Annotated in this window: 28 protein-coding genes; 11 read left to right on the top strand and 17 right to left on the bottom strand. The window is 62.2% G+C overall.

Annotated features, from left to right (window positions below):
* Positions 1–102: 102 nt before the first annotated feature.
* Entirely contained in the window at positions 103–1,014 is a 912-nt protein-coding gene (locus tag AC0L3L_RS04710) for a PhzF family phenazine biosynthesis protein (protein ID WP_473636727.1), read from the bottom strand.
* 112 nt (positions 1,015–1,126) lie between these two features.
* On the opposite strand from AC0L3L_RS04710, the gene AC0L3L_RS04705 reads away from it, so the two are divergent.
* The 4 genes from AC0L3L_RS04705 (at position 1,127) to AC0L3L_RS04690 (ending at position 4,799) form a co-directional block, all read left to right on the top strand.
* Positions 1,127–2,419: an efflux RND transporter periplasmic adaptor subunit gene (locus tag AC0L3L_RS04705; RefSeq protein WP_473636726.1), complete on the top strand. Its 1,293-nt coding sequence runs from the start codon at positions 1,127–1,129 to the stop codon at positions 2,417–2,419.
* A gap of 4 nt (positions 2,420–2,423) precedes the next feature.
* Positions 2,424–3,128: an ABC transporter ATP-binding protein gene (locus AC0L3L_RS04700; protein WP_473636725.1), complete on the top strand. Its 705-nt coding sequence runs from the start codon at positions 2,424–2,426 to the stop codon at positions 3,126–3,128.
* Positions 3,129–3,219: 91 nt separating this feature from the next.
* On the top strand, positions 3,220–4,437 hold the full coding sequence (locus AC0L3L_RS04695; protein WP_473636724.1) for an ABC transporter permease: 1,218 nt from the start codon (positions 3,220–3,222) through the stop codon (positions 4,435–4,437).
* Positions 4,438–4,556: 119 nt separating this feature from the next.
* A complete protein-coding gene (locus AC0L3L_RS04690; RefSeq protein WP_473636723.1) occupies positions 4,557–4,799 on the top strand; it encodes a hypothetical protein in 243 nt (80 codons plus the stop codon).
* Between the two features lie 99 nt (positions 4,800–4,898).
* Here AC0L3L_RS04690 and AC0L3L_RS04685 read toward each other — a convergent pair whose 3' ends face one another.
* Both AC0L3L_RS04685 and AC0L3L_RS04680 read right to left on the bottom strand, forming a co-directional pair.
* Positions 4,899–5,615 (bottom strand): hypothetical protein, encoded by a 717-nt coding sequence (locus AC0L3L_RS04685; RefSeq protein WP_473636722.1) that lies wholly within the window; start codon positions 5,613–5,615, stop codon positions 4,899–4,901.
* Between the two features lie 12 nt (positions 5,616–5,627).
* Entirely contained in the window at positions 5,628–6,740 is a 1,113-nt protein-coding gene (locus tag AC0L3L_RS04680) for an endonuclease/exonuclease/phosphatase family protein (RefSeq protein ID WP_473636721.1), read from the bottom strand.
* Between the two features lie 157 nt (positions 6,741–6,897).
* On the opposite strand from AC0L3L_RS04680, the gene AC0L3L_RS04675 reads away from it, so the two are divergent.
* Positions 6,898–7,524, top strand: a complete 627-nt coding sequence (locus AC0L3L_RS04675) for a BA14K family protein (protein ID WP_473636720.1) — start codon at positions 6,898–6,900, stop codon at positions 7,522–7,524.
* A gap of 198 nt (positions 7,525–7,722) precedes the next feature.
* The gene (locus tag AC0L3L_RS04670) at positions 7,723–8,007 is read left to right on the top strand and encodes a PilZ domain-containing protein (protein ID WP_123151893.1); all 285 of its coding nucleotides are present in this window, start codon (positions 7,723–7,725) and stop codon (positions 8,005–8,007) included.
* Between the two features lie 53 nt (positions 8,008–8,060).
* On the opposite strand, the gene AC0L3L_RS04665 is transcribed toward AC0L3L_RS04670, so the two are convergent.
* From AC0L3L_RS04665 to AC0L3L_RS04655, 3 genes are all read right to left on the bottom strand, one after another.
* Positions 8,061–9,044 (bottom strand): DUF3592 domain-containing protein, encoded by a 984-nt coding sequence (locus AC0L3L_RS04665; RefSeq protein WP_473636719.1) that lies wholly within the window; start codon positions 9,042–9,044, stop codon positions 8,061–8,063.
* Between the two features lie 252 nt (positions 9,045–9,296).
* Positions 9,297–10,316: a ketol-acid reductoisomerase gene (gene ilvC / locus AC0L3L_RS04660; RefSeq protein ID WP_258123577.1), complete on the bottom strand. Its 1,020-nt coding sequence runs from the start codon at positions 10,314–10,316 to the stop codon at positions 9,297–9,299.
* Between the two features lie 100 nt (positions 10,317–10,416).
* Positions 10,417–11,106, bottom strand: a complete 690-nt coding sequence (locus AC0L3L_RS04655; protein WP_473636718.1) for a TetR/AcrR family transcriptional regulator — start codon at positions 11,104–11,106, stop codon at positions 10,417–10,419.
* A 167-nt stretch (positions 11,107–11,273) separates the two neighbouring features.
* On the opposite strand from AC0L3L_RS04655, the gene AC0L3L_RS04650 reads away from it, so the two are divergent.
* Positions 11,274–11,702, top strand: coding sequence for an anthrone oxygenase family protein (locus AC0L3L_RS04650; RefSeq protein WP_473636717.1), 429 nt, complete (start codon positions 11,274–11,276; stop codon positions 11,700–11,702).
* Between the two features lie 29 nt (positions 11,703–11,731).
* Here the strand turns inward: AC0L3L_RS04650 and AC0L3L_RS04645 are convergent, their stop codons facing one another.
* Positions 11,732–12,190, bottom strand: a complete 459-nt coding sequence (locus AC0L3L_RS04645) for a MarR family winged helix-turn-helix transcriptional regulator (protein ID WP_192360964.1) — start codon at positions 12,188–12,190, stop codon at positions 11,732–11,734.
* A gap of 99 nt (positions 12,191–12,289) precedes the next feature.
* On the opposite strand from AC0L3L_RS04645, the gene AC0L3L_RS04640 reads away from it, so the two are divergent.
* Together AC0L3L_RS04640 and AC0L3L_RS04635 are read left to right on the top strand one after the other, a co-directional pair.
* A complete protein-coding gene (locus AC0L3L_RS04640) occupies positions 12,290–12,595 on the top strand; it encodes a Rieske (2Fe-2S) protein (protein ID WP_473485314.1) in 306 nt (101 codons plus the stop codon).
* A gap of 1 nt (position 12,596) precedes the next feature.
* Entirely contained in the window at positions 12,597–13,322 is a 726-nt protein-coding gene (locus tag AC0L3L_RS04635; RefSeq protein ID WP_473636716.1) for a glutathione S-transferase family protein, read from the top strand.
* A 77-nt stretch (positions 13,323–13,399) separates the two neighbouring features.
* On the opposite strand, the gene AC0L3L_RS04630 is transcribed toward AC0L3L_RS04635, so the two are convergent.
* Positions 13,400–13,810, bottom strand: a complete 411-nt coding sequence (locus AC0L3L_RS04630) for a winged helix-turn-helix transcriptional regulator (protein WP_473636715.1) — start codon at positions 13,808–13,810, stop codon at positions 13,400–13,402.
* Between the two features lie 136 nt (positions 13,811–13,946).
* On the opposite strand from AC0L3L_RS04630, the gene AC0L3L_RS04625 reads away from it, so the two are divergent.
* Positions 13,947–14,837 carry an SDR family oxidoreductase gene (locus AC0L3L_RS04625; protein ID WP_473636714.1) on the top strand — a complete coding sequence of 297 codons (891 nt, stop codon included), beginning with the start codon at positions 13,947–13,949 and terminating at the stop codon, positions 14,835–14,837.
* Positions 14,838–14,994: 157 nt separating this feature from the next.
* Here the strand turns inward: AC0L3L_RS04625 and AC0L3L_RS04620 are convergent, their stop codons facing one another.
* On the bottom strand, positions 14,995–16,908 hold the full coding sequence (locus AC0L3L_RS04620; protein ID WP_473636713.1) for a potassium transporter Kup: 1,914 nt from the start codon (positions 16,906–16,908) through the stop codon (positions 14,995–14,997).
* Between the two features lie 103 nt (positions 16,909–17,011).
* Positions 17,012–17,752 (bottom strand): pyridoxine 5'-phosphate synthase, encoded by a 741-nt coding sequence (locus AC0L3L_RS04615; protein WP_473636712.1) that lies wholly within the window; start codon positions 17,750–17,752, stop codon positions 17,012–17,014.
* A gap of 112 nt (positions 17,753–17,864) precedes the next feature.
* Between AC0L3L_RS04615 and AC0L3L_RS04610 the strand changes: the two genes are divergently transcribed.
* A complete protein-coding gene (locus AC0L3L_RS04610) occupies positions 17,865–18,269 on the top strand; it encodes a SpoIIAA family protein (protein ID WP_473636711.1) in 405 nt (134 codons plus the stop codon).
* Positions 18,270–18,294: 25 nt separating this feature from the next.
* On the opposite strand, the gene AC0L3L_RS04605 is transcribed toward AC0L3L_RS04610, so the two are convergent.
* The 7 genes from AC0L3L_RS04605 to AC0L3L_RS04575 form a co-directional block, all read right to left on the bottom strand.
* Complete coding sequence (locus tag AC0L3L_RS04605; protein WP_292187936.1) at positions 18,295–19,422, bottom strand: ATP-dependent DNA helicase; 1,128 nt, start codon at positions 19,420–19,422, stop codon at positions 18,295–18,297.
* 143 nt (positions 19,423–19,565) lie between these two features.
* Positions 19,566–19,952: a nitrile hydratase accessory protein gene (locus tag AC0L3L_RS04600; RefSeq protein WP_473636710.1), complete on the bottom strand. Its 387-nt coding sequence runs from the start codon at positions 19,950–19,952 to the stop codon at positions 19,566–19,568.
* The gene (nthB, locus tag AC0L3L_RS04595; protein WP_473636709.1) at positions 19,939–20,598 is read right to left on the bottom strand and encodes a nitrile hydratase subunit beta; all 660 of its coding nucleotides are present in this window, start codon (positions 20,596–20,598) and stop codon (positions 19,939–19,941) included. The genes AC0L3L_RS04600 and nthB overlap by 14 nt, the downstream gene beginning before the upstream one ends.
* Positions 20,595–21,194 (bottom strand): nitrile hydratase subunit alpha, encoded by a 600-nt coding sequence (nthA, locus tag AC0L3L_RS04590; protein WP_473636708.1) that lies wholly within the window; start codon positions 21,192–21,194, stop codon positions 20,595–20,597. The genes nthB and nthA overlap by 4 nt, the downstream gene beginning before the upstream one ends.
* Positions 21,195–21,439: 245 nt before the next feature.
* Positions 21,440–22,036: a LysE family translocator gene (locus AC0L3L_RS04585; protein ID WP_473485304.1), complete on the bottom strand. Its 597-nt coding sequence runs from the start codon at positions 22,034–22,036 to the stop codon at positions 21,440–21,442.
* A gap of 150 nt (positions 22,037–22,186) precedes the next feature.
* The gene (gene ilvN / locus AC0L3L_RS04580; protein ID WP_123151908.1) at positions 22,187–22,759 is read right to left on the bottom strand and encodes an acetolactate synthase small subunit; all 573 of its coding nucleotides are present in this window, start codon (positions 22,757–22,759) and stop codon (positions 22,187–22,189) included.
* Between the two features lie 90 nt (positions 22,760–22,849).
* Entirely contained in the window at positions 22,850–24,646 is a 1,797-nt protein-coding gene (locus AC0L3L_RS04575; protein WP_473636707.1) for an acetolactate synthase 3 large subunit, read from the bottom strand.
* Between the last annotated feature and the right edge of the window lie 416 nt (positions 24,647–25,062).

The following is a 25,062-nucleotide window of genomic DNA, read 5'->3' as shown; positions in this document are numbered from 1 at the left end:
TCGCTGGTAAAACCAGCGTCGGCGGGCATATAGCCGCCGCCATCCGCCATGTCCAGCCCTGCCGGATTCATTTCCCGACAAATCGCCTCGAGCCCATCGCGATCAGACGAACAGCTTGCCTTCCGCAACCTTGACCGCATGGCCGCCGATGCGGGCGGCGGCGAGTTTGCCGCCTTCGACATTCAGTTCGAGGCGAATGCGCGAAGGCCGGCCCATCTCCAAGCCTTGCTCGATCCAGAGTTGTGAAACACCCTCCCTCGGGCCATCGTAGTGCATGATCGCACCGGCGAAGGCGGCGGCCGCCGAACCGGTCGCCGGATCTTCATAGGAAGGATTGCCCGGCACGATCATGCGGACATGGAAGGCGCTGTGGTGGTTCACCGTCTCGCGGCAATAGACATACGGGCTGGCAAGGGCCCATTCGCTCTTGCGGGGTGCCAATTCCGACCACGCCTGGTTGTCCAGCCTTATCCGGGCCGCCGCCTCAAGGTCGGCGACTGGGATGGTCACATAAGGCACGCCGGCCGACCAGAACGAGACGCGGTGGTTTTCGAAACCGACTTCGTGTGGCCCCAGCCCAAGTGCTGCGCCGATCGCCTCTGGGTCAGCGACAAGTTCCAGTGGCTCCGGCAGTTTGGCCAAGTCGAACTCGGCAAAGGTGGCGCCATCGTGCTTGCTGACGGCGCAGCGCACCGGGCCGATATTCTCCTCCAGGACGAAGATGCCGGCGGTGTCGCCATCGCCAGCCATTTCGGCAAGCGCGATCGCGGAACCGACAGTCGGATGGCCAGCGAACGGCATCTCATAGTCGGGCGTGAAGATGCGGATGCGGGCGCGGTGCTTGGGATTGTCAGGCGGCAGCACGAAAACGGTTTCCGACAGGTTGAACTCGCGTGCGGTGGCCTGCATCGCGGCCGTGTCCAGCCCCTTGCTGTCAAGCACGACGGCCAGCGGATTGCCGGCCAGCCGCTCGGTGGTGAACACGTCGTAAAGTAAGTAATTCCGGGTCAGCATTGTAGAAAGCCTTCTGCCTCAATCCCAACATGGGCGAAATTTAATTTGATATTTGAACCATTAGGCCTGATCTGTGCACTGATGGGATCATCACTGTTTATAGGGGTCCGGCGTGGACCAGATTGTCAATCTGCCAAAGACGGAATCCACTTCCGACATAGAGACGGCACTCGGACTTGACCACCTGGGCCTGAAGAAGAAGCGCCGTCGCGGCTGGCTTTATGGCCTGCTTGTGCTGGTCGTCATCGCCGCAAGCCTCGCCGGCTACCAGTGGTATGCCGGGTCTCCAACCAAGATCGACTATACCACGGTGCCGGCCGCTGTCGCCGACCTCACCGTCGAGGTATCGGCCACCGGCACGCTGCAGCCGCTCACCCAAGTCGACATTTCGAGCGAACTCTCCGGCGTCGTTCGCTCGGTCGCGGTCAACGAGAACCAGCAGGTGAAGAAGGGCGATGTGCTGGCGGCGCTCGACACCGCCAAGCTGGAGGTGCAGATCGAGCGCGCCGAGGCTTCCGCCAAGGCGGCGGCCGCCAATGTCGAGACCGCCACCGTAACCCTCACCGAAAACGAAAAGGCGCTTGTGCGCGCGGCGGCGCTCACCAAACGCGGCATGGCGACGGACCAGTCGCTTGAAGCGGCGACAGCGACGCGCGACCGCTCCAAGGCAGCACTCGACAGCGCCAAAGCCAATCTTGCCATCGCCAATGCCGATCTCAAGGCGCAGCAGACGGACTTCGCCAAGAGCACCATCTATGCGCCCATCGACGGCATCGTTCTGACGCGCTCGGTCGATCCCGGCCAGACGGTTGCCTCCTCGCTGCAGGCGCCGGTGCTGTTCGTCATCGCCGCCGACCTCAGGAACATGGAGTTGAAGGCAGCGGTCGACGAGGCCGACATCGGCGCGGTCAAGCCCGGCCTGCATGCGCGCTTCACCGTCGACGCCTTTCCGGAACGGCCGTTCGATGCCGAGATCCGCGACATCTCCTACGCTTCGGTCACCACCGACGGCGTCGTCACCTACGACGCGCGGTTCGAGGTCGACAACAACGAGCTTCTGTTACGGCCTGGGATGACTGCCACCGTTTCGGTCGTCACCAGGCAGGCCAAGGGCGTGCTCACCGTGCCGGCCATCGCTTTTCGCTATCGGCCGGCGCAAACAGCCGCCCGCGCGTGGAGCCTGAGCGACCTGTTCACGGGCCGTATGGGCCGTCCAGGCGGCAACCGCCAGCGCCAAGCGACGGCGCAGCCCACCGATGGCTCGCGCACGCTCTACGTGCTGGAGAATGGCCGGCCCCGGCCGGTCAACGTCAAGATCGGCTCCACCGATGGCGAACTGACCGAGATCACCTCCGGTCTCGCAGAAGGTGCGCAAGTCATCACCACAGCGCAGCAGCGGAGCTGAAATCATGTCAGGCTCGCTGCTCATCACCTTCGACAAGGTCTGGAAAAGCTACGGCCAGGGCGAAGCCACGGTCCATGCGCTGGCTGGCGTCGACCTTGCTATCCGCCGCGGCGAATTCGTCGCCATCATGGGCCCGTCCGGTTCGGGCAAGTCGACGGCGATGAACATCATCGGCTGCCTCGACACGCCGACGGCCGGAACCTACAGCTTCATGGGCATCGACGCCGGTCGTCTCGACCGCAACCGCCGCGCCATGCTGCGCAATCTCTATGTCGGCTTCGTCTTCCAGGGCTACAATCTCCTGCCGCGCACCACCGCGGTGGAAAATGTCGAACTGCCGCTGATCTATCGCGGCGTCGCCGCCCGCGAGCGTCATCACCTCGCCATGAAAGCCCTGGCCGAGGTCGGCCTTGTCGGCCGCGAGCACCACACGCCGGCCGAGCTCTCCGGCGGCCAGCAGCAGCGCGTGGCGATCGCGCGCGCCATCGTCACCAGGCCAACCCTGCTCGTCGCCGATGAGCCGACCGGCAATCTCGATACCGCCCGCACGCACGAGATCATGGAACTCCTGACGCGGCTGAACACCGAGCTTGGCCTCACCATCGCCATGGTCACCCACGAGGCCGACGTCGCCGCCTATGCCGAGCGCACAATCCGCTTCCTCGACGGCCACGTCGCCTCCGACACCATGAATCTCGAGGTGGCCTAGCCATGATCCCGAACCGAAGGACCGCGTCAGCGAAAAGTGGAATCCGGTTTTCGGAAGAGATCATGGATCGGGATGGATCAGGCTGTAGGCCATGATCTGGGAAACCGTCCGCCTCTCGCTGCTTTCGGTCCGCCGCAACGTGCTGCGCTCGTTCCTGACGCTGCTCGGCATCGTCATCGGCGTCGCTGCCGTCATCGCCATGCTCACCATCGGATCGGGCACCACCGAAAAGGTAAAGGCCGACATTTCCAAGCTCGGCAGCAATTTGCTCGTTGTGCGTCCCGGCCGCCCAGCCGGACCCGGCGGACCGGGAGGACTCGACCAGGCCACACGTCCGCTCGGCAGCAAGGAACTTGCCGCGCTCGTCGCACACCTCAGCGGCGCCCGCGCCATCTCGCCCGCATCGCAAAAGCAGGTCCGCGTCATCTTCGGCACGGAAAGCCTGACGTCGGGTGTCACCGGCACCGACAGCGCCTATCTCGATGCGCGCAACTGGAAGTTGGTTTCGGGCCGCCCGTTCAGCGATTCGGAAATCCGCTCGGGTACCGGCGTCTGCCTGATCGGCGAAACCGTGCGCCAGCAGTTCTTCGGCGCCGGCGACCCCGAAGGCGAGATCATTCGCGTCAACCGCACCTCGTGCAAGATCATCGGCCTGCTCGAGCCGAAGGGCTATACCGGCTTCGGTCAGGACCAGGACAATGTCGTGCTGATGCCGCTCACCGCCTACCAGCGCCGCATCGCCGGCAACCGCGACATCGACTCGATCTACGTCGCCGCCGACGACAGGACGTCGACCACCGAGCTGCTGCCGCGCGTCGAGGACATTTTGCGCGACACGCGCCGCATCACGCCGGACCGCGACGACGATTTCTCGATCCGCGATATGACCCAGATCGCCGACGCCATGGCGAGCGCCACCACGACGATGACCGGCATGCTAGGTGCGGTCGCCGGCGTCAGCCTGTTGGTCGGCGGCATCGGCATCATGAACATCATGCTGGTGTCGGTCACCGAACGCACCCGCGAGATCGGCATCCGGCTGGCCATCGGCGCGCATGAAAAGCATATCCTCATCCAGTTCCTGGTCGAGGCGACCGTGCTGTCGCTGCTCGGCGGCATTATCGGCATCCTGATCGGCCTGGCGCTGGCCGGCCTCGCCTCGCTGACGCTGGCCATCCCGTTCGCGCCAAGTCCGGCGGTAATCCTGCTCGCCGTCGGCTTCTCGGCGCTGATCGGCATGGTGTTCGGTTTCTTCCCGGCGCTGCGCGGCGCACGGCTCGATCCGATCGACGCACTGAGGCATGAATAGCGCGGCGGAGCGTGCGCCGCTTTCAGACCCATAATTCTCGCGTCGCCCGTGCCCTGCCCTCTGTCGCCGTACAATCCGCGGTGATAGCAATTGCCTTGGGGGCGGTGGGGAACAGTGGAATGAGCAAGAAGGAACGAGTGATTTTGGTGACGGTGATCATCGAGGCCGCATTGGTGGGGCTTTGGTGGTACTTGGCCAGCTATGGCATGGCCAACCCCGATCATGTCACCGCCGATTTCCAGCAGGTTGTCGGTCAGACGATGGGAACGGCGATGGGTGCGCTGCTGGGTGTCGGCGTCGTGCTGTTTTTCGTCGCTGCCTGCAACGACCGCAAAACCATCGAAAACAAAATGCGTCGTTAGCGCGACGTGCGTCCACTTGGACGCACAAAGTACGCTCTAACACTTTGAAACTTTGCATCGTGCTTTTCGAAAATCGATTCCGATTTTCGGGCCGATGCGTCAGTCCTGGCCGGCAAAATGCCACTCGATCAGTGGCTTCATATGCGGCATCAGCCCATCCGGCAGGTCATCGGCATTGCGGATGATGACAGGTCCGTCGATTTCCGGCTCTGCCTCGGAGGCGACAAAGGCACTGATGCGCTGCGCGACCTCGTCGGAGGATGCCGTCTCGCGATAGCGGCGAAAGATCACCGTGCCGGTTGCCGTCGACAGGGCATAGTAGCGCCTGCCGCGTGTCGCGCCGGCAAGGTCGAGGCCGGTTTCTTCCCGCACCTCGCGGATCATGTTGAAGTCGACATCGACAAGGCCATCGCGGAAATCGGTCGGCTCGAACGAGCCGGCGGCGAAGTAGACGCGGCCAGCATTGACCGTGTGCCGCGCCATGCGGATCGCCACCAGCGCATTGTCGCCGGCGACCAGCATGGCATGGGCATAGGCGTGCTCGGCCCCAGCCACCTGCCGATTGCCGCGCCAAAGCATGAAGGTCGAGTAGCGCACCGCATGGCAGCGGCCGACGAGGCTGTTGTCGCGATAACTGAGCGCCGAAAGCAGCACCACGGTGCCGTCGAACAGCGCCGGGTTGGCCACGGTCTCACGCCGCCAATTCTCGGCGATCGCTTGCGCATTATCGCGTTCGAACGGATGCGGGCCGGGGTCGAGCCTGACGTCGACGGCGTCGACCGGCAGGATGATGTTGCGTGGCAGGTCGAAGCTCAACGAAAACGATCCTCAGGCTATTTCCAGGGTGATCGCCACCGGACAATGATCCGACGCCTTCGGCCGGTCCCAGCCGGCACGCGGAAAGCGGTCCACCTCCTGGCCCGCCGGAAAGATCGTGCGCCAGGGCTGGCCGTTGCGGATGATGTCGGGAACGGCGGTCGCATTCTTGGCTGCCAGTGCCTTCGACAACAGGATGTAGTCGAGCTGGCACAGATGCCGCTCTTGCGGTCCGCGCGTATGGTATAAGGTCCAACGGTCCATCTCCGGGCGCCGCTCGACCGCATTCTCGCAAAAGCCGCCGGCGGTGAGCACGTTGAGGCAGGATTGGCTCTCATCGATCACCTCGAAGCGGTAGCCTTCAAAGGCGTCGCCGGAGATCTTCACGCGCTGCCGATAGTCATTCATGTCGCCGCAGATCGCCCAGCTTTTGTCGGCGGCATGATCCCCACCGAAACGCTCCTCGATGATCCGGCGCACCGCTCGCGCCTCGGCGATGCGCAGCGGCATTGTCGCCTGGCGCCCGTCGAGACCGTTGCGGGGCGAGCCCATCGACTTGAAGTGCACCAGATAGAGCGTCAGCGGCACGCCACCGACTGTCAGGTCGATTTCCAGGCAGTCGCGCCGGAAGATGCGCTGGTTGGCCTGGTGCCCAAGCGCTGCCAGTTCCGGCGTGTGCAGGCCGAATTGTTCGAACGTGACATAGGCGTGGCTTGTCATGCGCACGAATTCGATCGGCTGGCCCTGCGCGGTCTCGTTGCGCATCATCACGGAGACGTCGATGCCGCGCGAATCATTGCCGGCGGTGGTGTATTTCTGGCGGTAGCCATGCCCGACCATCTTGAACAGATAGCCGTATTCGAAAGCCTTCAGCGCCTCGATATTGTCGACCTCCTGCATGCAGATGATGTCGGCGCGGGTGGCTGCGATGGCCAGTGCCGTCAGCTGGCGCGTGTCGTCGGATAGCGCGATCGCCCGCGCCTGTTCCAGCATTTTGTATTCGGCCTCGCTCTGGATATCGAAGAGCGCCAGCGTGCGATCTTCATGGAGCTGGTTGCGGTATCCGGAAAAATCGAACCTGTTCATCAGGTTTTCGACATTGAAGGTGGCGAGGCGCAGGGACATGGCGGTGACCTTTGCCCACAAGCGCAGCCGAAAACAAGGGGGCTGGGCGATGCCCATTCATGGTTAATGGAACCTTTCCGTTCATCTTCCGTTCAGACGCAAAGGTCCATGATTAGGGTTACTCTGAGCGTGGGGCCTGGAATCTTCGGAGAGTGAAATGAAACCGCTCTTTTTGACTACCATTCGATCGGGCATGTTGGCCTTGGGTCTTTTTTCCGGCCTCTCGGCGCCTTCCATGGCCGGGCCCATTCAGCCTGACGTCCCGCTCCCAACTGCTGCCGCGGCACGCGAAATCGTGCCGGTGCGCGATGGCTGGGCTGGCGGCAATAATGACATCTGGATGCGTGGCCGTAATTTCTCAGGAGCCCGGAACTGGAACCGTGGCAACTGGAACGGTGGGCGGCACTGGCGCCGCAACTGGAACGGTGGGCGGCACTGGCGCCATAATCGTGGCGGGTACTACGGTGGCGGCCATTACGGCCGGTACTACGGTGGCGGCTATTACGGCCGTTACTACGACGACGACGACGACGCCGCCGCCGCGCTTCTCGGTTTGGGCCTTGGGTTCGGCCTTGGCAGCCTGTACCAGGGCTACTACAACCAGGGCTACTACAACCGGGGCTACTACAACAACGGTTACTATGCGCCGCGCCGTTACTATGGCACGCTTTCGAGCGCCCATGTCCGCTGGTGCTACAATCGTTACCGGTCGTATCGCACCTGGGATAACACGTTCCAACCCTATAACGGCCCGCGCCAGCAATGCTGGTCGCCCTATAGCTGATCGACTGATGCATTCCAGACGGCGCCGCCCCTCGCGGCGCCGTTTCCGTCTGGCTCTTCTTCTGAACTGTTCTTTGTCCGGCCAGGGCACCGCGAAATCGTTTCGCCGCCGACGATAACGCTATGTTTATCCGGCAGGCCTAGTTATCTTGCCGATCGCACCACATGAAATGCGACGATCGCCGGGGATTGGCGCGCGATGGCTGAAGACGAACACCGGGACAAACGCAGGCAGCGCGTCTTCAAGGGCGCGACGATCCTGACCGGCATGACCAGGTCCGAGGTCACGTGCACGGTGCGCAACATGCATGACGGCGGCGCCGAACTGAAGGTCTCGATCGATGCTCGCGTACCCGACGAATTCCTGCTCTATGTGCCGACCGACGGCATCGCCTACAAGGCAGTGGTCCGCTGGCGCCGCGAGGACCGCATCGGCATCATGTTCACCGGCACCGAGCCAAAGCCCCACTGGCACTACGGCTAAATCCCCCGAACCGCGTCCTCTGAGCAGTCGACGAAGTTAGGAGAGAGAATCTCCTAGAATACCCCGACGAGCAGTGCGGCCCCGACAAGGAAGGCAGAGGCGGAGGCCCACAGCACCCAAAGTCCTCGCACCCTGCATTCGAGAACGGCCGCAGCGGGATTGGCGGGATCGTAGTGGACCTCGACCTTGTCGCCCTGGAGGTAGCGCTGCGATTGACCGCTGACGAGGCCTGGCAGCGAGGCCGTCAGGTTCGAGCCGAAAGCAACGCGGTCGGCGGCATAGCGCTGGCTGGCGACGCTATAGCTGTAGACGACGCGGGATTTGAAGACGGTTCGCCAAGGCGGGTATCCACCGCCGCCCTCGAAGCTGTCGCGGATCTGGAATTTCTGCAGGCCCGAAGCGTCGATGTGTCCCGTGGCGACAGGCCATCTGGCCGCCTGTTCCGCGAGCGACTTCTGGGCAAAGCCCATGCGCAGGGTAAACAGTCCCATGACAAGCAGCAGGGCCCCCGCGCCGAGGTTCTGCGGCTTGGGCAAATGCGGCCCGATCGCCTCGAGGACGCCGCCGACGGAGAACACCAACACCATGGCGCCAATCACCAGCCCGGCCGAAAGCTGGATCATGAACTTGAGGGCGCCGTCGGGCATGGTGCGCTCGATCACGGCCTTGGCCGGATCGGACGGGTCGTAGAAAACGGTTACGTCGGCTCCCTTGGGAAACCGCGCAAGGGTTTCGGAAACGGCAAAATTTCCGACATTCTCCTGCACGCTATATCGCGAACTGCGGAACATTTTCCCGCCCACCTTGTACTCGAAGGTGATCGCCGGGAAACTTCGCGTCTCGGTTGAACCTCTGCGTCCCGAGCCGGATCCCGGACTGGTCACCTCGCGGGCTTCCGCTCGTGACGAGACGATCTTTCCGGGTGCCGGAAGCCAGCGGCTGACCGCCCTCACCTCTCGCCACTTCAACAGCGTAGCAACGCTCAGCATGCCGGCGACCACGCAGGCGAACCCGACCAACAGAAGTTTGAGTTCCAAATCTGCCCCCTCGGCAACGCATGCCTGCGCATGCATACCACGACAGCGAGCATACCGCGTCTTTTCAAATACCGGCGAGATCACCAGCCATTGATGTGAAAAAAGCCGGCGGAACGCTCCGCCGGCTTTTCTGAGCATTGATAAAATCGTGAATTAATTCTTGGCCTTGTCGACCAGCCTGTTCTTCGAAATCTCCCGCGCGCCCACAGGGCGAAGCCCGAGGACGCGCAAGGAAACGAACGTGGATTTCGATCAGTTCTTGGCCTTGTCTACCAGCTTGTTCTTAGAAATCCACGGCATCATCGCGCGCAGCTTGGCGCCGACTTCCTCGATCTGGTGGCTGTCGTTGTTGCGGCGGATGCCCTTGAAGCGCGACATGCCGGCGCGGTATTCCTGCATCCATTCCGAGGTGAACTTTCCGGTCTGGATGTCCTTCAGCACGCGCTTCATCTCGGCCTTGGTGTCGGCGGTGATGATGCGCGGGCCCGAAACATATTCGCCCCATTCGGCGGTGTTCGAGATCGAGTAGTTCATGTTGGCGATGCCGCCCTCATAGATCAGGTCGACGATCAGCTTGACCTCGTGCAGGCACTCGAAATAGGCCATTTCCGGCGCGTAGCCGGCTTCCACCAGCGTCTCGAAACCGGCGCGGATCAGTTCGACCAGACCGCCGCACAGCACAACCTGCTCGCCAAATAGGTCGGTTTCGCATTCCTCGCGGAAATTGGTCTCGATGATGCCCGAACGGCCGCCGCCGACACCGCAAGCGTAGGACAGAGCGAGATCGAGCGCATTGCCCGAAGCGTCCTGGTTGACCGCGACCAGGCACGGCACGCCGCCGCCCTTCTGGTATTCGCCGCGCACCGTGTGGCCCGGCCCCTTCGGCGCAATCATGACGACGTCGACCGAGGCCTTCGGCTCGATCAGGCCAAAGTGCACGTTGAGGCCGTGGGCGAAGGCGATCGCCGCGCCGTCGCGGATGTTCGGCGCGATCTCGGATTTGTAGATGTCGGCCTGCAACTCGTCTGGCGTCGCCATCATCATCAGGTCGGCCCATTTGGCAGCCTCCGCCACGCTCATCACCTTGAGCCCGTCGGCCTCGACTTTTTGGGCGGTCGCCGATCCGGCCTTGAGGCCGATGGCGATATCCTTAACGCCGGAGTCCTTGAGGTTGAGCGCGTGCGCCCTGCCTTGGCTGCCATAGCCGATGATGGCGACCTTCTTGCCCTTGATCAGGTTGAGATCGGCGTCGCGATCATAATAGACACGCATTTTTCTTTCCTTCCCGTTTTGCATTCAGAGCATGATGCCGAAAAGTGTGGGGCGGTTTTCGGACGACATCATGCTCTATCTCTTTGATTTAGAGCCGGATTCAGATTTCAGGTCGACTTGACCTGAAGTCATCCGGCTCTAGGGGGCCTTGCGGCCCGGTTTTTGCTCCATAAAGAGCGAGAAACTGCTGCGTCGCCCGGACGGCATCGCCGCCGATCGCCGCATCAGTCAGTTCCAGCCGGTCGCCGAGCAGCAGGCGGACCTGCACGTCACGGGCGACCAGCCCGAAAAAGGTGCGGAATGCCGTTTCGGCATCTGAGAACTCGAGAAGCCCGGCCTGCCGGCCGGCCTCCAGCACCGGCTTCAGGCGCCGGGCCAGCGCGAAGCGGCCGTTCTCCAGCACGATGGCGCCAAGATCGTCGTTCCCCGAGCCAGCACGGCCAATGGCGACGCGGTTCAGCGCGATCGAGGTGTCGCTCGAAATCACCTTGAGCCAGTCCGAAGCGAAGCGTGCGAGGCTCACCGTCAGCGAAGCAAGGGTAAGCCCCTTGCCGTCGACCGGCGGCACTCGCACCTTGGAGGCCTGCCATTGCACCGTTGCCGTCAACAGCCCGTCGCGATCGCCGAACCATTTGTAGAGCGTCTCCTTGGAACAGCTCGCCCGCCGCGCCACGGCGGTCATGGTCAACTGATCGCCCTCCTCGACCAGCAGGCGAAGTGCGGCATCGAGCACGGCTTTCTGTCGCTCCGTCAGCGCTTCGCCGGTGTCGATGTCGACGCTTGCCTGCAACAAACTGTTTTCCTGCTCGATAACGGCGGCAGCCAGGGCCGTACCGTACGTTACGGTTCGGCTTGTCTATGGCGTATTGTCGGAGCCGGTGCAAGCCCTATCTCCGCCTTTTTGACGCATTCCAAGCCGGAACGACCTCCGCTGGAACGGCATGTCACGGAGGGAAGATGCTCGTCGGCCTGCTTGCATTGACCGTAACCGCCGCTTTCGCCGGCGCCGCCATTTATATCAGCGTCGCCGAGCAGCCGGCGCGGCTTCGTCTCGATGACAGGGCACTGCTGCAGGAATGGCAGCCTTCCTACAAGCGCGGCGCCGCCATGCAGGCGTCGATCGCCGTCGTCGCCTGTGTTCTTGGTGTCGTTGCCTGGTGGCAGACCGGCAGTCTTGCCTATCTGGTCGGGGCGGTGCTGATCATCCTGCCCTGGCCATGGACGCTGATCGCAATGATGCCGACAAACCGATTGCTGGAGGCGATGGACGCGGCCGCCGTCAATCCGCAAGCCCGGGCGTTGATCGTCAAATGGGGCAATCTGCATCTAGTTCGCGTCTTGCTTGGCGTGCTGGCAGCACTGGCATTCCTCTGGGGAAGTGTCTGACGTCGCGACGATCAGCGCCAAAGGCCACATCACTCGAGCGCAGCTGGATGGCGCAGCCGCCCAAGCAGAGCCGACAATGTGTCGAGGTCATCATCTGAAAGCCTGGCGCCGACCAACTCCGCGATCGATCGTCCGTAGACGGCCCACATGCGGCGGCGCGTCTCGCGGCCCTTGCCAGTGATGCGGATAGTCTGTCCTCGCCCGTCATCGGCAACCCTGAGCTTCTCGACCAGCCCGTCCGCTTCGAGCCGCGCCAGTAGCCGGGAGATGTTATATTGCGCAAACAGGGTGCGCTCGATCAGCTGGAATGGCCGCAAGCCGCCCTCGCCGGCTTCGGCAAGCTCATGCAGCACATCGTACCAGGCAAGCGGCGGTAAGCTGCTGTCCTTCAGCGCGTCTTCGGCTCTTTCCACCAGCTGGCGCGAAACGCGCATCAGGCGGGCCCAGGCCTTGATGGCCGCCGGCGAAGGGTTGGTTTGCTCCGTCATGGTTGCAGCATAGGCGATAGATGCAATTGCATCAAGCTTGACGATCAATGCAAATGCATCTATATAGATGCAACTGCATTCATATCGGAAGGCACTGCTATGAAACATGAAATCTGCAAGATCGCCGACATCCCGGAGACGGGCAGCCTGATCGCTCCATTCTTCGGCCGCGAAGTCCATGTCTACCGCAGCGGCGAGCGTATCCGCGCCGCCGCCAATGTCTGCCTGCATTTCGGTGGGCCGCTCGACTGCAAGGACGGCAAGCTGGTCTGCCAGTGGCATGGCGCCTCGTTCGACATGGCGAGCGGGGATCGGGTCGAAGGCCCGGCGTCCAAAGGCTCCCGTCTCATGTTCCTCTCCACCCGCGTCGAGGACGGCGCGTTGAACTATGTCTGGGGAGAATGAAATGACCGCCAAGCTGGTTCTCGTCAGCCATCACCTTTGTCCCTATGTGCAGCGCGCGGCGATCTCGCTCGCCGAAAAGAACGTGCGGTTCGAGCGGATCACAGTCGATCTCGCCAACAAGCCGGCCTGGTTCAAGACGATCTCGCCCCTCGGCAAGGTGCCGCTGCTGCGCGTGCAGCAGAATGGCGAGAAAACCGCGATCTTCGAATCGGCGGTCATCCTCGAATTTCTTGAGGAAACGCTTGCCAATCCGCTTCACCCTGCCGACCCGCTGGACCGCGCCCGGCATCGGGCTTGGATCGAGTTCGGCTCGGCCACCCTCAACGCAATCGGTCGACTCTATTCCGCTCCGACCGAGGCCGCCTTCCTTGCCGAAAGCGAAGGTCTGTCGGCAATGTTCGATCGTCTCGAAATAGAACTGACGGCTGGCCGAGCTGGGCCATGGTTTGCCGGCGAGCGCTTTTCACTGGTCGATGCTGTCTATGGACCAATCTTCCGCTATTTCGATACCTTCGATCGGATCGGCGCGTTCGGCATCCTGACCGGAAAGCCGCTTGTCGGGGCCTGGCGGAAGGGATTGCACGAACGCAAGTCGGTGATGGACGCTGTCGCCCCGGATTACCCGCAGCGCCTTCATGCATTCCTGCAAGCGAAGGGTTCGCACCTTTCGAAACTCATCCGCCGCAACGAGGCGGCCACCGTGCTTCCTTGCTACCGATTCGCCTGAACGGATCGACCATGGTTCCAGCCACCATCGATCCTTCAGCGGTATCGCCAAATCAAGCCGTCGCTCTTGGCGTTGGGTTAGGTCTCGGTAGCGTCGAAAGCGTTGCGCGCGGCGCGCACAGCGCCATGGTTGAGCTCGGCCCACTGGAGCAGCTGGTGCAGGGGTCCGAACATCGAGCGTCCGAGATCGGTCAGGCTGTATTCGACGCTCGGCGGCTTGGTCGGGAACACCTCGCGATGGACGTAGCCGTCGCGCTGCAAATCGTGCAGCGTCTGGGTGAGCATGCGCTGTGAAATGTCGGGTACCAGCCGCCGCAATTCGCCGAACCGGTACGGCTTTTCTGCGAGCGCCATCATCAGCAGCGAACTCCATTTGTTGCTGATGCCTTGGATCACATCGCGAACCGGACAGTCCGCAATGTTGCCCCCGCCGCTGCCCGCTTTGTAAATCTCGAGTTTCGATCTCAGATTGACGATTTTGCTGTCCATCGCTGGTTCCCTGCGCCTGCCTACCTCCCACAAAGCTGCCTTCTTTACGAAGGTCGGTCAATTCCTATTTTAGTGCTGGTCTCTTTTTGAGACCAATATAAGCACCCGCCGCTCCGGCGCAACGACAGGACTTCCCATGACCGAAACCCTTCTCGTCACCGGCGCCTCCGGCCAACTCGGCCGCGGCGTCATCCATCATCTGCTGGATACGTTCAAGGTTCCGCCCGCACGCATCATCGCCGCCACCCGTAATCCGGAAAACCTCGCCGACCTGGCGACGCGCGGCGTTACCATCAGGCAAGCCGATTTCGATGACACGGCGTCGCTCGTCGAGGCATTCAAGGGCGCCGGCAGGGTCCTGATCATCTCGACCGGCGAGATCGACCTTGGGGGCAAGCGCCTCAAGCAGCACGAGAATGCAGTCGCAGCCGCCAAGAAGGCTGATGTTTCGCATCTGCTTTACACTTCGATGCCCAATCCTGAGCCGGGATCGCCGGTGTTGTTTGCGGGCGATCACTACGGAACCGAGCAGGCGATCAAGGCGAGCGGCATCCCCTACACGATTTTCCGCAACGGCTGGTATCAGGAGAACCTGTTCATGTCGCTGCCGCACGCCATTGCCTCGGGATACTGGTATACATCGGCGGCCGACGGACGCATCGCCCATGGCGCTCGCGACGACATGGCCGCGGCGATCGCCGCCGGCCTTGCGTCGGGCGCTTCGGAAAGCACGACTTACACACTGACGGGTCCGCAGGCCCATACCGTCGCCGAGATCGCAGCCTTGGTGACCGACGTCACCGGCAAGCCCATCGAGGTCGTTCAGCTTTCGGATGAAGCCTTGACCGAGGGCCTGAAGGCATCAGGCGTTCCCGAAGTTTTTGCCCCCGTCGTCACCTCCTTCGACACCAACACGCGCTCCGGCCGCATCGGCATGGTCACCGACGCGATCGAGACACTTTCAGGCAAAAAGCCGAAATCGTTGAGGCATTTCCTCGAGGCGAACAAGGCAGCGCTGGCCGGCTGAAGTCGGCCGTGGTCAGGGCATGTCGAGATTCAGGGCAGGCCGAGTCGAGAATGGTGGGTTCCGAGAACCGGAGCGGGGCGTACTTTCGGGTACGTGAGCACCGGAAGCGCAGGAACCCGCCGTTCGCAGGCCGGCTTCACCTGAATATCGGCATGCCCTAGATAGCCACCTGCGTTCCGATCTCAACCACACGTCCGGTCGGGATCTGAAAATACTCCGTCGCATCCGCTGCCGTGCGCGCCAACCCGATGAACAGCTTGTCCTGCCACACCGGCATGCCGGAGTTGGGTGACGCCTTGAGCGAGCGCCGCGACAGGAAGAAGGAGGTCGTCATGATGTCGAACTTCCAGCCCTGCTTGCGGCAGATCGCCAGCGCGCGCGGGATGTTGGGCTGTTCCATGTAGCCGAAGGTCAGCGTCACCCGCATGAACAGCTCGTTGATCGTTTCCATCTTGACCCGCTCGCTATCGGGCACCATGGGCTGCTGCGCCGTCACCACCGAGAGGATGACGTTCTGTTCGTGCAGCACCTTATAATGCTTCAGGCTGTGCATCAGCGCGGTTGGCGCGCTGACGGGATCGCTGGTCAGGAACACGGCCGTACCGGACACCAACTGCGGTTTCTTCTTCAACAAATTGCCGGCAAGGAAATCGAGCGGAATCTCGTTCCTGCGCGTCTTGTCGAAGAGATAGCGACTCCCGCGTATCCAGGTCCCCATGATCAGCCCCATGATGCAGGCAACAGCGATTGAAACCCATCCGCCTTCGATGAATTTCGCAATATTTGCCAGGAAGAAGCCGGTGTCTATCGTGCCAAAGAGCAGCGCCAGCGCCGCAGCGAGCGTGGTCTGCCATTTCCATTGCCACCGCATCACCACGAACAGCAAAATAGTCGTCATCAGCATTTCGCCTGTCACCGAAATTCCATAGGCGGAAGCGAGCGAACTCGAACTGCCAAAGCCGACGACGAGCAGCATTACGCCGAGCGCGAGAATGAGATTCACGCGTGGCATGTAAATTTGGCCGAGTTGCATCTCGGAGGTATGCTGAACTTCAATTCTGGGCAGAAGATTGAGCTGCACCGCCTGCCTGGTCAGCGAAAACGCCCCGGAGATAACGGCTTGACTGGCAATGACCGTCGCTGCCGTTGCGAGCCCGACCATCGGTATCAGTGCCCAATCTGGCAGCATCTGGAAAAACGGATTGTCGGGCAGCCCCCCGTGAGCAAGAACGAATGCGCCTTGCCCAAAATAGCTGAGCAGCAGGCAGGGGAAGACGATCCAGAACCAGGCTAGCACGATTGGACGGCGACCGAAGTGCCCGAGATCGACGTAAAGCGCTTCAGCACCGGTAACCGCCAGAAAAACCGCGCCGACGGTGAGAAATGCACCCGCTTTGGCTTCGGCAAGGTAGACGACTGCATAATAGGGGTTGATTGCCAGGAGTACCGAGACATCGTCAAGAATGTGCACCAATCCGGCAATGCCGATCGCCAGAAACCAGAGCCCCGTCACCGGCCCGAAAACGGAGGCCACTCTACCGGTTCCGAAGCGCTGCACGGCAAACAAGACGGCAAGAATCACCAATGTAATGGGAACTACGTACGGATCGAACGCCGGGGTCACGACGCTCAGGCCTTCCACCGCCGAAAGCACCGAGATGGCCGGCGTTATGATCGCGTCGCCGAAAAACAGTGCGGCTCCGCAGAGACCAATGCCAAGAATGATGCTGGAACCAGCCGGATAAGCTTTCCGGGCCAGCGCCATAAGCGACAGGGTACCGCCTTCACCCTTGTTATCCGCCCGAAGCACGAAGGCGACATATTTGATTGTCACGATTATCGTCAGTGCCCAGACGATCAATGACAGAATGCCCAGAACGGCACTGCGCGGATCGGTGCCGGATGAAGCATGCAGGGCTTCGCGAAGCGCATAGATCGGGCTGGTGCCGATGTCGCCGTAGACAACGCCCAGCGCGCCCAGCATCAAAACCTTGGTGCTGTGCTTTTCGACCTCAGGATGGCTTGATTGTTCGACTGGTTCTGCCTCACTACCACTGTTGGTAAGGGCCATGGACGACACTCCGATAAGCGCGCGGTGCTCTACGCTTGCTGCGATGCGATATCAAGTGCCCCAACGTGATGGCTGCCATGTCCGCAAAGCGAGGCTTCCATCCCTACCACCCACAGGCCTTCAGAAATCTTTTGACCGTACCGGCCATGCCATACTCCAACGCATCGGCTGTCAACCCATGTCCGATCGACACTTCGGCCAATGCCGGGATGCGCTTTGCCAATGCCGGCAGGTTGTTCACCACCAGATCATGCCCGGCATTGACCTGAAGCCCGGCGGCAAGCGCGGCATCGGCGGTTTTTCCCAATCTTTCCAGCTCCTTCGCCGCTTTTGCCGAATCGGAATGATAGCTGCCATACGGCCCGGTGTAGAGCTCGATCCGGTCGGCGCCGGTGTCGCGCGCGGCCTTCATGCCTGCCGGATCCGGGTCGGAAAACAACGACACGCGAAAGCCCCCCTTTTTCAGGCGTTTGACGATCGGTGTCAGGAACGCCGCCTCGGCGGCGAAGTTCCAGCCATGGTCGGAGGTGGCCTGGGCAGGGTCGTCGGGCACCAGCGTCACCTGCTCCGGCTGGTGCTTTTCCACAAGCGCCAGGAAATCCTCGCTCGGATAGCCCTCGATGTTGAACTCCGCCTGGGGGAATTCGTCGTCGATCAGCGCCCTGATCTCCGGCAGGTCGGAATGCCTGGTGTGCCGCTCGTCGGGCCGCGGATGCACTGTCAGCCCATGCGCGCCCGCGGCAAGGGCGATGCGTCCGAGCCCGGTGACGCTTGGCCACGGCAGGTCGCGCCGGTTGCGCAGCATGGCGATGGCATTGAGATTGACGGAGAGTTTTGCAGGCATGGCTTCTCGGATCCGGATGTATTTGCGGCCCTCTATACCGCCTTTGGCGGGAACAGACAGGGGGTTTCCGGTGTTCCAGAGGGACGTATAATATCCAGCAAGAGGAAGACCTGTGAATTATCTTGAAGCCGTGCCGGCGGTTCGCCGCATCGACACCGACCGCGACGACCTGTTCGCCATCGACGTCGTCGGCCATGTCACGGCGGCCGATGCGGAAAACCTGTTCGGTTTGCTGGAGGCGGCTTACGCGCTGCACCCGAAAATCGACGTGTTGGTGCGCCTCGTCGACCATGATGGCGTCGATTGGGCCGATGTCTCGGACGAAACGCTTGAACAGGGCACGGCCCATGCCGTGGAGCATGTCGGCCGCTGTGCGGCGGTCGGCGAGCCGAATTGGGTACCCAGCGCGCAGAGCTTGCTGCCTGCTTCCTCGCCCGCCGACCTCAGGCATTTCGAGGCAGAGGACGAAGCATCCGCCTGGGAATGGCTCGGCGCCAGACCGCTCGCCCCACGCTGACGCAGTCCCGGGTTGCTCGATCGGCCTATCTGACAATCGTCAGCCGTTCGGCCGCGCGCGTGATTGCGGTGTACAGCCAGCGCTGGCGGGTTTCTTTGAACGCCCAGCTTTCGTCGAAAAGCACGATCTCGTTCCACTGCGAGCCTTGCGACTTGTGCACGGTCAGCGCGTAGCCGTAGTCGAAATCGTCGAAGCGCTTTTTCTGCTGCCAGGGAATGTCGGCGTCCGGATCCTCGAACGCCGCCTTGAGCAGCTTGATCTTGGCGACGCCGCGGTCCGGATCGTCCTCCTCCGGTGAGACCAGCAAATTGATGCCGGGTTTCACCGTCTCGCGCGACGAGGTCATTACCTTCCACAGCGAGCCGTTGAGCAATCCCTTGGCCGGGTCGTTACGCAGGCAGACGAGCTTGTCGCCAGCCTGAGGGTAGTCGGCATTGAATCCCTTCAGCTCGCGCAGCCGCTGATTATAGCGACGCCGCGTCCTGTTGGTGCCGACCAGCACCTGGTCCGCCTTCAGCACCAGTTCCTGGGTGACGTCTTCCTTGCCGATCACCTGCGCCGTGCCATAATCGCCGCGCATGAATTCGCGCCCCTCGCGCACGTCGAGCGCCAGCCGGATGATCGGGTTGTCGCGCGCCTGCCGGTGGATTTCGGTGAGCAGAATATCCGGCTCATGCTCGGTGAAGAAGCCGCCGCCCGAGATCGGCGGCAGCTGGCCGGGATCGCCGAGAACAAGGATCGGCGTGCCGAAACTCATCAGGTCGCGGCCAAGCTGCTCGTCGACCATCGAACATTCGTCGATGACGACGAGCTTGGCCCGCGAGATCGGGCTTTGCCGGTTGAGCGAAAAGGTCGGCGATATCGAGGTCTTGCCGGTCACCTCATCCGCTACCGATTCCTCGCCCTTCGGCCGGTAGATCAGCGAATGGATGGTGCGGGCATTGACTGCGCCCTTGGAACGGAGCACCTGCGCCGCCTTGCCGGTGAAGGCTGCGAATTGCACCTGGCCGTCGACATGTTCGGCGAAATAGCGCGCCAGCGTCGTCTTGCCGGTGCCGGCATAGCCGAACAGCCGGAAGAGCTGCGGTTTTCCGGCCTTGAGCCAGGTGGCGACCGCTTTCAGCGCATCGTCCTGTTGAGGAGAGAATTCCATCAGCGCGAGAGACCGGATTCGCGAGGGAAAGACAAGGCCGCTGGCCACTAACCAAGTTCGTCGACAGCGGGCCGCACCGCCAATGACGCAAACTATCAGGCAGAGGTCGGAACGTAAAGAGAACGAAGTCGAGCCGCCACGACCTAGCCGGTCGGGCTGCCACGACCTTCGGTCGGGCTGGGATCGTTCTCGAGCAGGATCGGCTTGCCATGCGGCGTTGCATGCGCGGCGCGTTCCCACGCGGCAGCGAGCGCATCGACGTCGTCCTTGCCGGCGACGCCTTTGGCCGACAGCAGATTTTCCAGCGCCGCCAGCCAGTGCTCGTAATAATCGTGGCCATCGCTGGCGGCACGCGGTTTCTTGACCTCCACGGACAAGGCGTCCGCCCATTCGCTCCAGGAAAACAGGCCCTTGTCGTGCAGGGCGACCGTCATGGCGAAGGCCTCCGCTTGCCATGGCTCGGCGAAGACCGGCGCATCGACGCCAGCAGGCAGCGTGGCAGCGCCCGATTTCGCCTCACGCCGGCTCAAGATAGCTCTCCCAGGCGTCAATCGACACGGTCAGCGTCGGGTCGGCGCCCTCGCCCCAGATCTCCGCGCCGTCAAAAACTATGGTATAGACCCATTGCGGGTTTTCGCCCTGGCCATGCGCATTGGTGTCGGGGAACACAAATCCATCGCGCACCGCCTCGACGGCGCCCTGCTTGCCGCGTGCGTAGCGCGGCAGCCTTGTGTGGCCGGCCGGATGGAAATTCTTCGTCCGCACGAGGTCGCCAGCCTTGAACCGCGCCGGTGTGGCAACCGGCCGGTCGCAGGGGCCGCCCTTAGCCAACACATCACGCACGTTTTCGGCCCTCAGCACCCGCTTTGGCGTCGCGGCAGGATCGACCGCCTTGCCCGCGGCCAGATCACGGTCGCTGACAAAACCATGCCGCTTCAGCAAGGTTTCGAGCGCCTTGATCCAGATCTCGTAGTAGCTGGAGCCATAATAGTCGGCGGGATGCAGCGATTCCCGCGCATGCCGGCTCTCGTCGATGGTCCAGGCGCCCATGGCGCCGGCGCACAAGGTCACGCCAAGCGCCCGCCTTTCCCAGGCGGCATGGAAATAGGGTTCGTCCTTTTCGGCTGCGACCGGCCCGAACCCCATCTGCCCGCCAAGATCCTGCGGCCCGTTCATGCCGGCTCCCGCGCCAGTCCGGTGCCGATCATCGCGTCGCGCGTCACCAGATCCGCCAGCAGCTCCTCGCTCCAGCCATCGGTGCCCTTCGGCCGCATCGGCACGACCAGGTAACGCAGCTCGGCGGTAGAATCCCACACCCGGATCTTTGTCGTTGCCGGCAAGATCAGCCCGAATTCCTCGAGCACGCCGCGCGGATCTATGACCGCGCGCGAACGATAGGGCGGCGCCTTGTACCAGACAGGCGGCAGGCCGAGCACCGACCACGGGTAGCAGGAGCACAGCGTGCAAACGACGAGGTTGTGCGTGTCCGCCGTGTTGAACACCGCCTGCATGTGCTCGCCTTGCCGGCCGGTGTAGCCGAGTGAACCGATCGCCGCCGTCGCGTCGCGTTTCAGCCAGGCGGCAAAGTCAGGCTCGACCCACGCCTTCGCCACCACCTTGGCGCCGTTGCGCGGACCGATTTTTGTCTCATAGGTGTCGACGATCACGTCGATCGCGGCCGGATCGATCAGCCCTTTCTGGGTGAGGATCGTCTCCAGCGCGCGCACCCGGGCGGCAAAAGGATCAAGTTCGTTGTCGTGGTTATGGGACATGGCCGTAAATTACGGCTGCAAGCATTCCACCGCAAGCGCCACGGCTTGGGCCAGCAGACATCGGGCGCACCGACGACCTTGCGGCTTCTATTCCGCTGCCGCCCTCTGCGGCTCGCCTTGCAACGTCAAGAAGCCTTCGACACGCCGTGGTTCGGTGGTCATATCTGGTGTAACTCGCAGCCTCGTGCCGCGGTTTCACCAAATAGAATAGAAGGCGCCGAAGGCAGTGCACAACAAAGCGACAACTACCGCAGCATCGGCCACAGTGTCGCTGCCAGCAGCACGCCCATGGCGATGTTGAACCATTTAAGCCGCACCGGGTCCGACAGAAAACCGCGCAGCGCCATGCCGAAGCCTGCCCACACCGAAACACTCGGCAAATTGACGACGGTGAAGGCTATCGAGATCAACGCCACCGAGAGAAACGGATGCTCCGGAATGGCATAGACGGCCATGCCGGTGATCGCCATCACCCACGCCTTGGGATTGACCCACTGGAACGCTGCCGCATCGATGAACCGCATCGGTCGCGACTTGGCCTCGCCCTTGCTGCTGAGCGAACGCGACACGGCGATCTTCGAGGCGAGATAGAGCAGGTAGACGCCGCCCGCGATCTTCAATCCGGTGTGCAGCACCGGAAACGCAGTCAGCACCGCGCCCAGCCCGAAGCCGACGGCAAGCAACAGCACGAGGAAGCCGATGCTGATGCCCAGCATGTGCGGAATGGTTTTGGCGAAACCGAAATTCACGCCGGAAGCCAGAAGCATGAAGTTGTTCGGACCAGGAGTGATCGAGGTCACGAAGGCATAGACCAGCAAGGCAAGGAACGCATCGAGGGTCATTGGCTTCTCCCAAGCAGGTCAGCAATATTGTCCTTTTACCTCAGACGCACAAAGGCCACCTCGCGGCGGCAGCCGGGCCAGAAGGTCAGGATCAAGCCGACAGAATAAATACGGGCGGTGCCAGAGCACTGGACCCAAAGCGCCGGATGATCACATCCCTTGCGGGCCGCGGTTCAACGCCGCCACGCCGGTGCGGCAGATTTCGACCAGGCCGAGCGGTTTCATGATGGCGATGAACTGGTCGATCTTGGAGCCTTTGCCGGTGATCTCGAAGATGAAATGCTCAGTGTTGGCGTCGATGACGCTGGCGCGGAAGGCATCGGCCAGCCTCAGCGCCTCGACGCGGCCTTCGCCGGTGCCGGCCACTTTCACCAGCGCGAGTTCTCGCTCCAGCGGCCGTTCCTGGCCGAGCTCGTGCGAGCGCACGGTGAGATCGACGACACGGTGCACCGGCACGATGCGCTCGAGCTGGTGCTTGATCTGCTCCAGCACATGCGGCGTGCCGCGCGTCACGATGGTGATGCGCGACAGATGCTTCTCATGTTCGGTTTCGGAGACCGTCAGGCTCTCGATATTGTAGCCGCGCCCGGAAAACAGGCCGATGACCCGGGCAAGCACGCCCGGCTCATTATCGACCAGCACGGACAGCGTGTGAGTCTCCGGCTTTTCAGTTTCCTTGGCGATGAAGTAGGCCGAGCCGGTCGGTTGAAGCTGTGCGTTCATGACATGAATCTCGATTTCAAACTTTTGAACTGTTTTTCTGTTTCCACACTGCTTCTTCCGACAGCCCTGCCTCGGTTTGAGCGTTAGGCGTTACACCAGTTCCCTGCCCTTGGCGTCGATGGCGTTGGCCACCGCCTCGTCCGTCGCCTCGTCAGGCAGAAGCATCTCGTTATGCGCCTTGCCCGACGGGATCATCGGGAAGCAGTTGGCAAGTGTCGCCACCCGGCAGTCGAAAATCACCGGCTTCTTCACCGAAATCATTTCCTTGATTGCGTCGTCCAGTTCGTCCGGCTTCTCGCAGCGAATGCCGTGGGCGCCATAGGCTTCGGCAAGCTTGACGAAATCCGGCATCGCTTCGGTGTAGGAATGCGACAGCCGGTTGCCGTGCAGAAGCTGCTGCCACTGCCGCACCATGCCCATATACTGGTTGTTGAGGATGAAGATCTTGATTGGCGCTTCGTGCTGCACCGCGGCACTCATCTCCTGCATCGTCATCTGCACAGAGGCGTCGCCGGCAATGTCTATGACCAGCGCATCCGGGTGCGCGATCTGCACACCGAGCGCCGCGGGCAGGCCGTAGCCCATCGTGCCGAGCCCGCCGGAGGTCATCCAGCGATTCGGCTTCTCGAAATGATAGTGCTGCGCCGCCCACATCTGGTGCTGGCCGACCTCGGTGGTGATGTAGGTGTCCATGTCCTTGGTCAGCGCGTAGAGCCGCTGGACGGCATATTGCGGCATGATCACATCGTGGTTCATCTTGTAGGCAAGCGAATCCCGAGCCCGCCATTTCGTGATCTGCTCCCACCACGGGTGCAGCGCCTTCTTGTCGGCCTTGGCGGTCGCACGCCACAGCCGCACCAGATCCTCCAGCACCCGGCCGACATCGCCGATAATAGGCACATCGGTATGGACGTTCTTGTTGATCGACGACGGATCGATATCGATATGGATCTTCTTCGAGTTCGGCGAGAACGCGGTGAGCCGGCCGGTGATGCGGTCGTCGAAGCGCGCGCCGATGCAGATCATGACGTCGCAATCATGCATCGCCATGTTGGCTTCATAGGTGCCGTGCATGCCGAGCATGCCCATCCAGTTCTTGCCCGAAGCCGGATAGGCGCCAAGGCCCATCAGCGTCGAGGTGATCGGGAAGCCGGTTAGGTCGACCAGCTCGCGCAGCAAATGGCTGGCTTCCGGGCCGGAATTGATGACACCGCCGCCGGTATAGAGGATCGGCCTTTTGGCGTTGGCCATCAGCTCGACCGCCGCCTTGATCTTTTCCAGATCGCCCTGGACCTTAGGCTGATAGCTCGTGCGCGGCGCCGTCTGTGGCGGCACATAGATGCCCTTGGCGAACTGCACGTCCTTCGGGATATCGACGACGACCGGACCGGGGCGTCCTGTCGTCGCGACGTGGAAGGCCTCGTGGATGATTGCCGCGAGCTCGTTGACATCCTTCACCAGCCAATTGTGTTTGGTGCAGGGGCGCGTGATGCCGATCGTGTCGCACTCCTGGAACGCGTCCGAGCCTATCAGCGAGGTCGGCACCTGACCGGTCAGGCAGACCAGCGGGATCGAATCCATCAGCGCATCCTGCAACGGCGTCACCGCGTTGGTGGCTCCCGGCCCCGATGTCACCAGCATGACGCCGGCCTGGCCGGTCGAGCGCGCATAGCCCTCCGCCGCATGACCCGCGCCTTGCTCGTGACGGACGAGGATGTGCTCGACCTCGTCCTGTTGGAAGATTTCATCATAGATCGGGAGAACCGCGCCGCCCGGATAGCCGAAAACATGCTTGACGCCATTGTCCTTCAGCGCCTGCACCACCATTTCGGCGCCAGTCATTTCGGTTCTTGGCATTTCGCGCCGTTCGTTCCGTCCACTGCTCATCGGTCTGGTCCCGTACTGTCCGCCATCGGGCGATTGCTGGTCGTTTAGTCGTGTTTCGGGCAATAAAAAAGGCCCCCGAGGGAGCCTGTGTCTGCGCATGGGAGGTTTTCGCCCGGCGGTTACACCGCCTTGCCCACGCGCTTTCCTACTACGAGAATGAGTGCCGTTTTCATGGTGGCGGACAATAGAATTGGTTTTGCGCCGCTGTCAACGGGGAATGTGCACGACGCCAAAAGGCTTTGAACCCGGCCGTATCAGACGCGCCGGTTGTCCATCATCGCATCGAGCCAGCTATTTTTGCCACAAGACACCGCTCCGGTACGATCGCCGGCAGTACAAAGCTCCGCGATCGGCCCGATAAGCCATTGAAACCACGCCAAACTATTTGACGACGTGACGCGGCGCACAGTTTGCCG

It is taken from the genome of Mesorhizobium sp. WSM4849, assembly GCF_055811385.1.
Note: the sequence above shows the minus strand (reverse complement) of the source record. Positions and strands in the feature narration are given on the sequence as shown.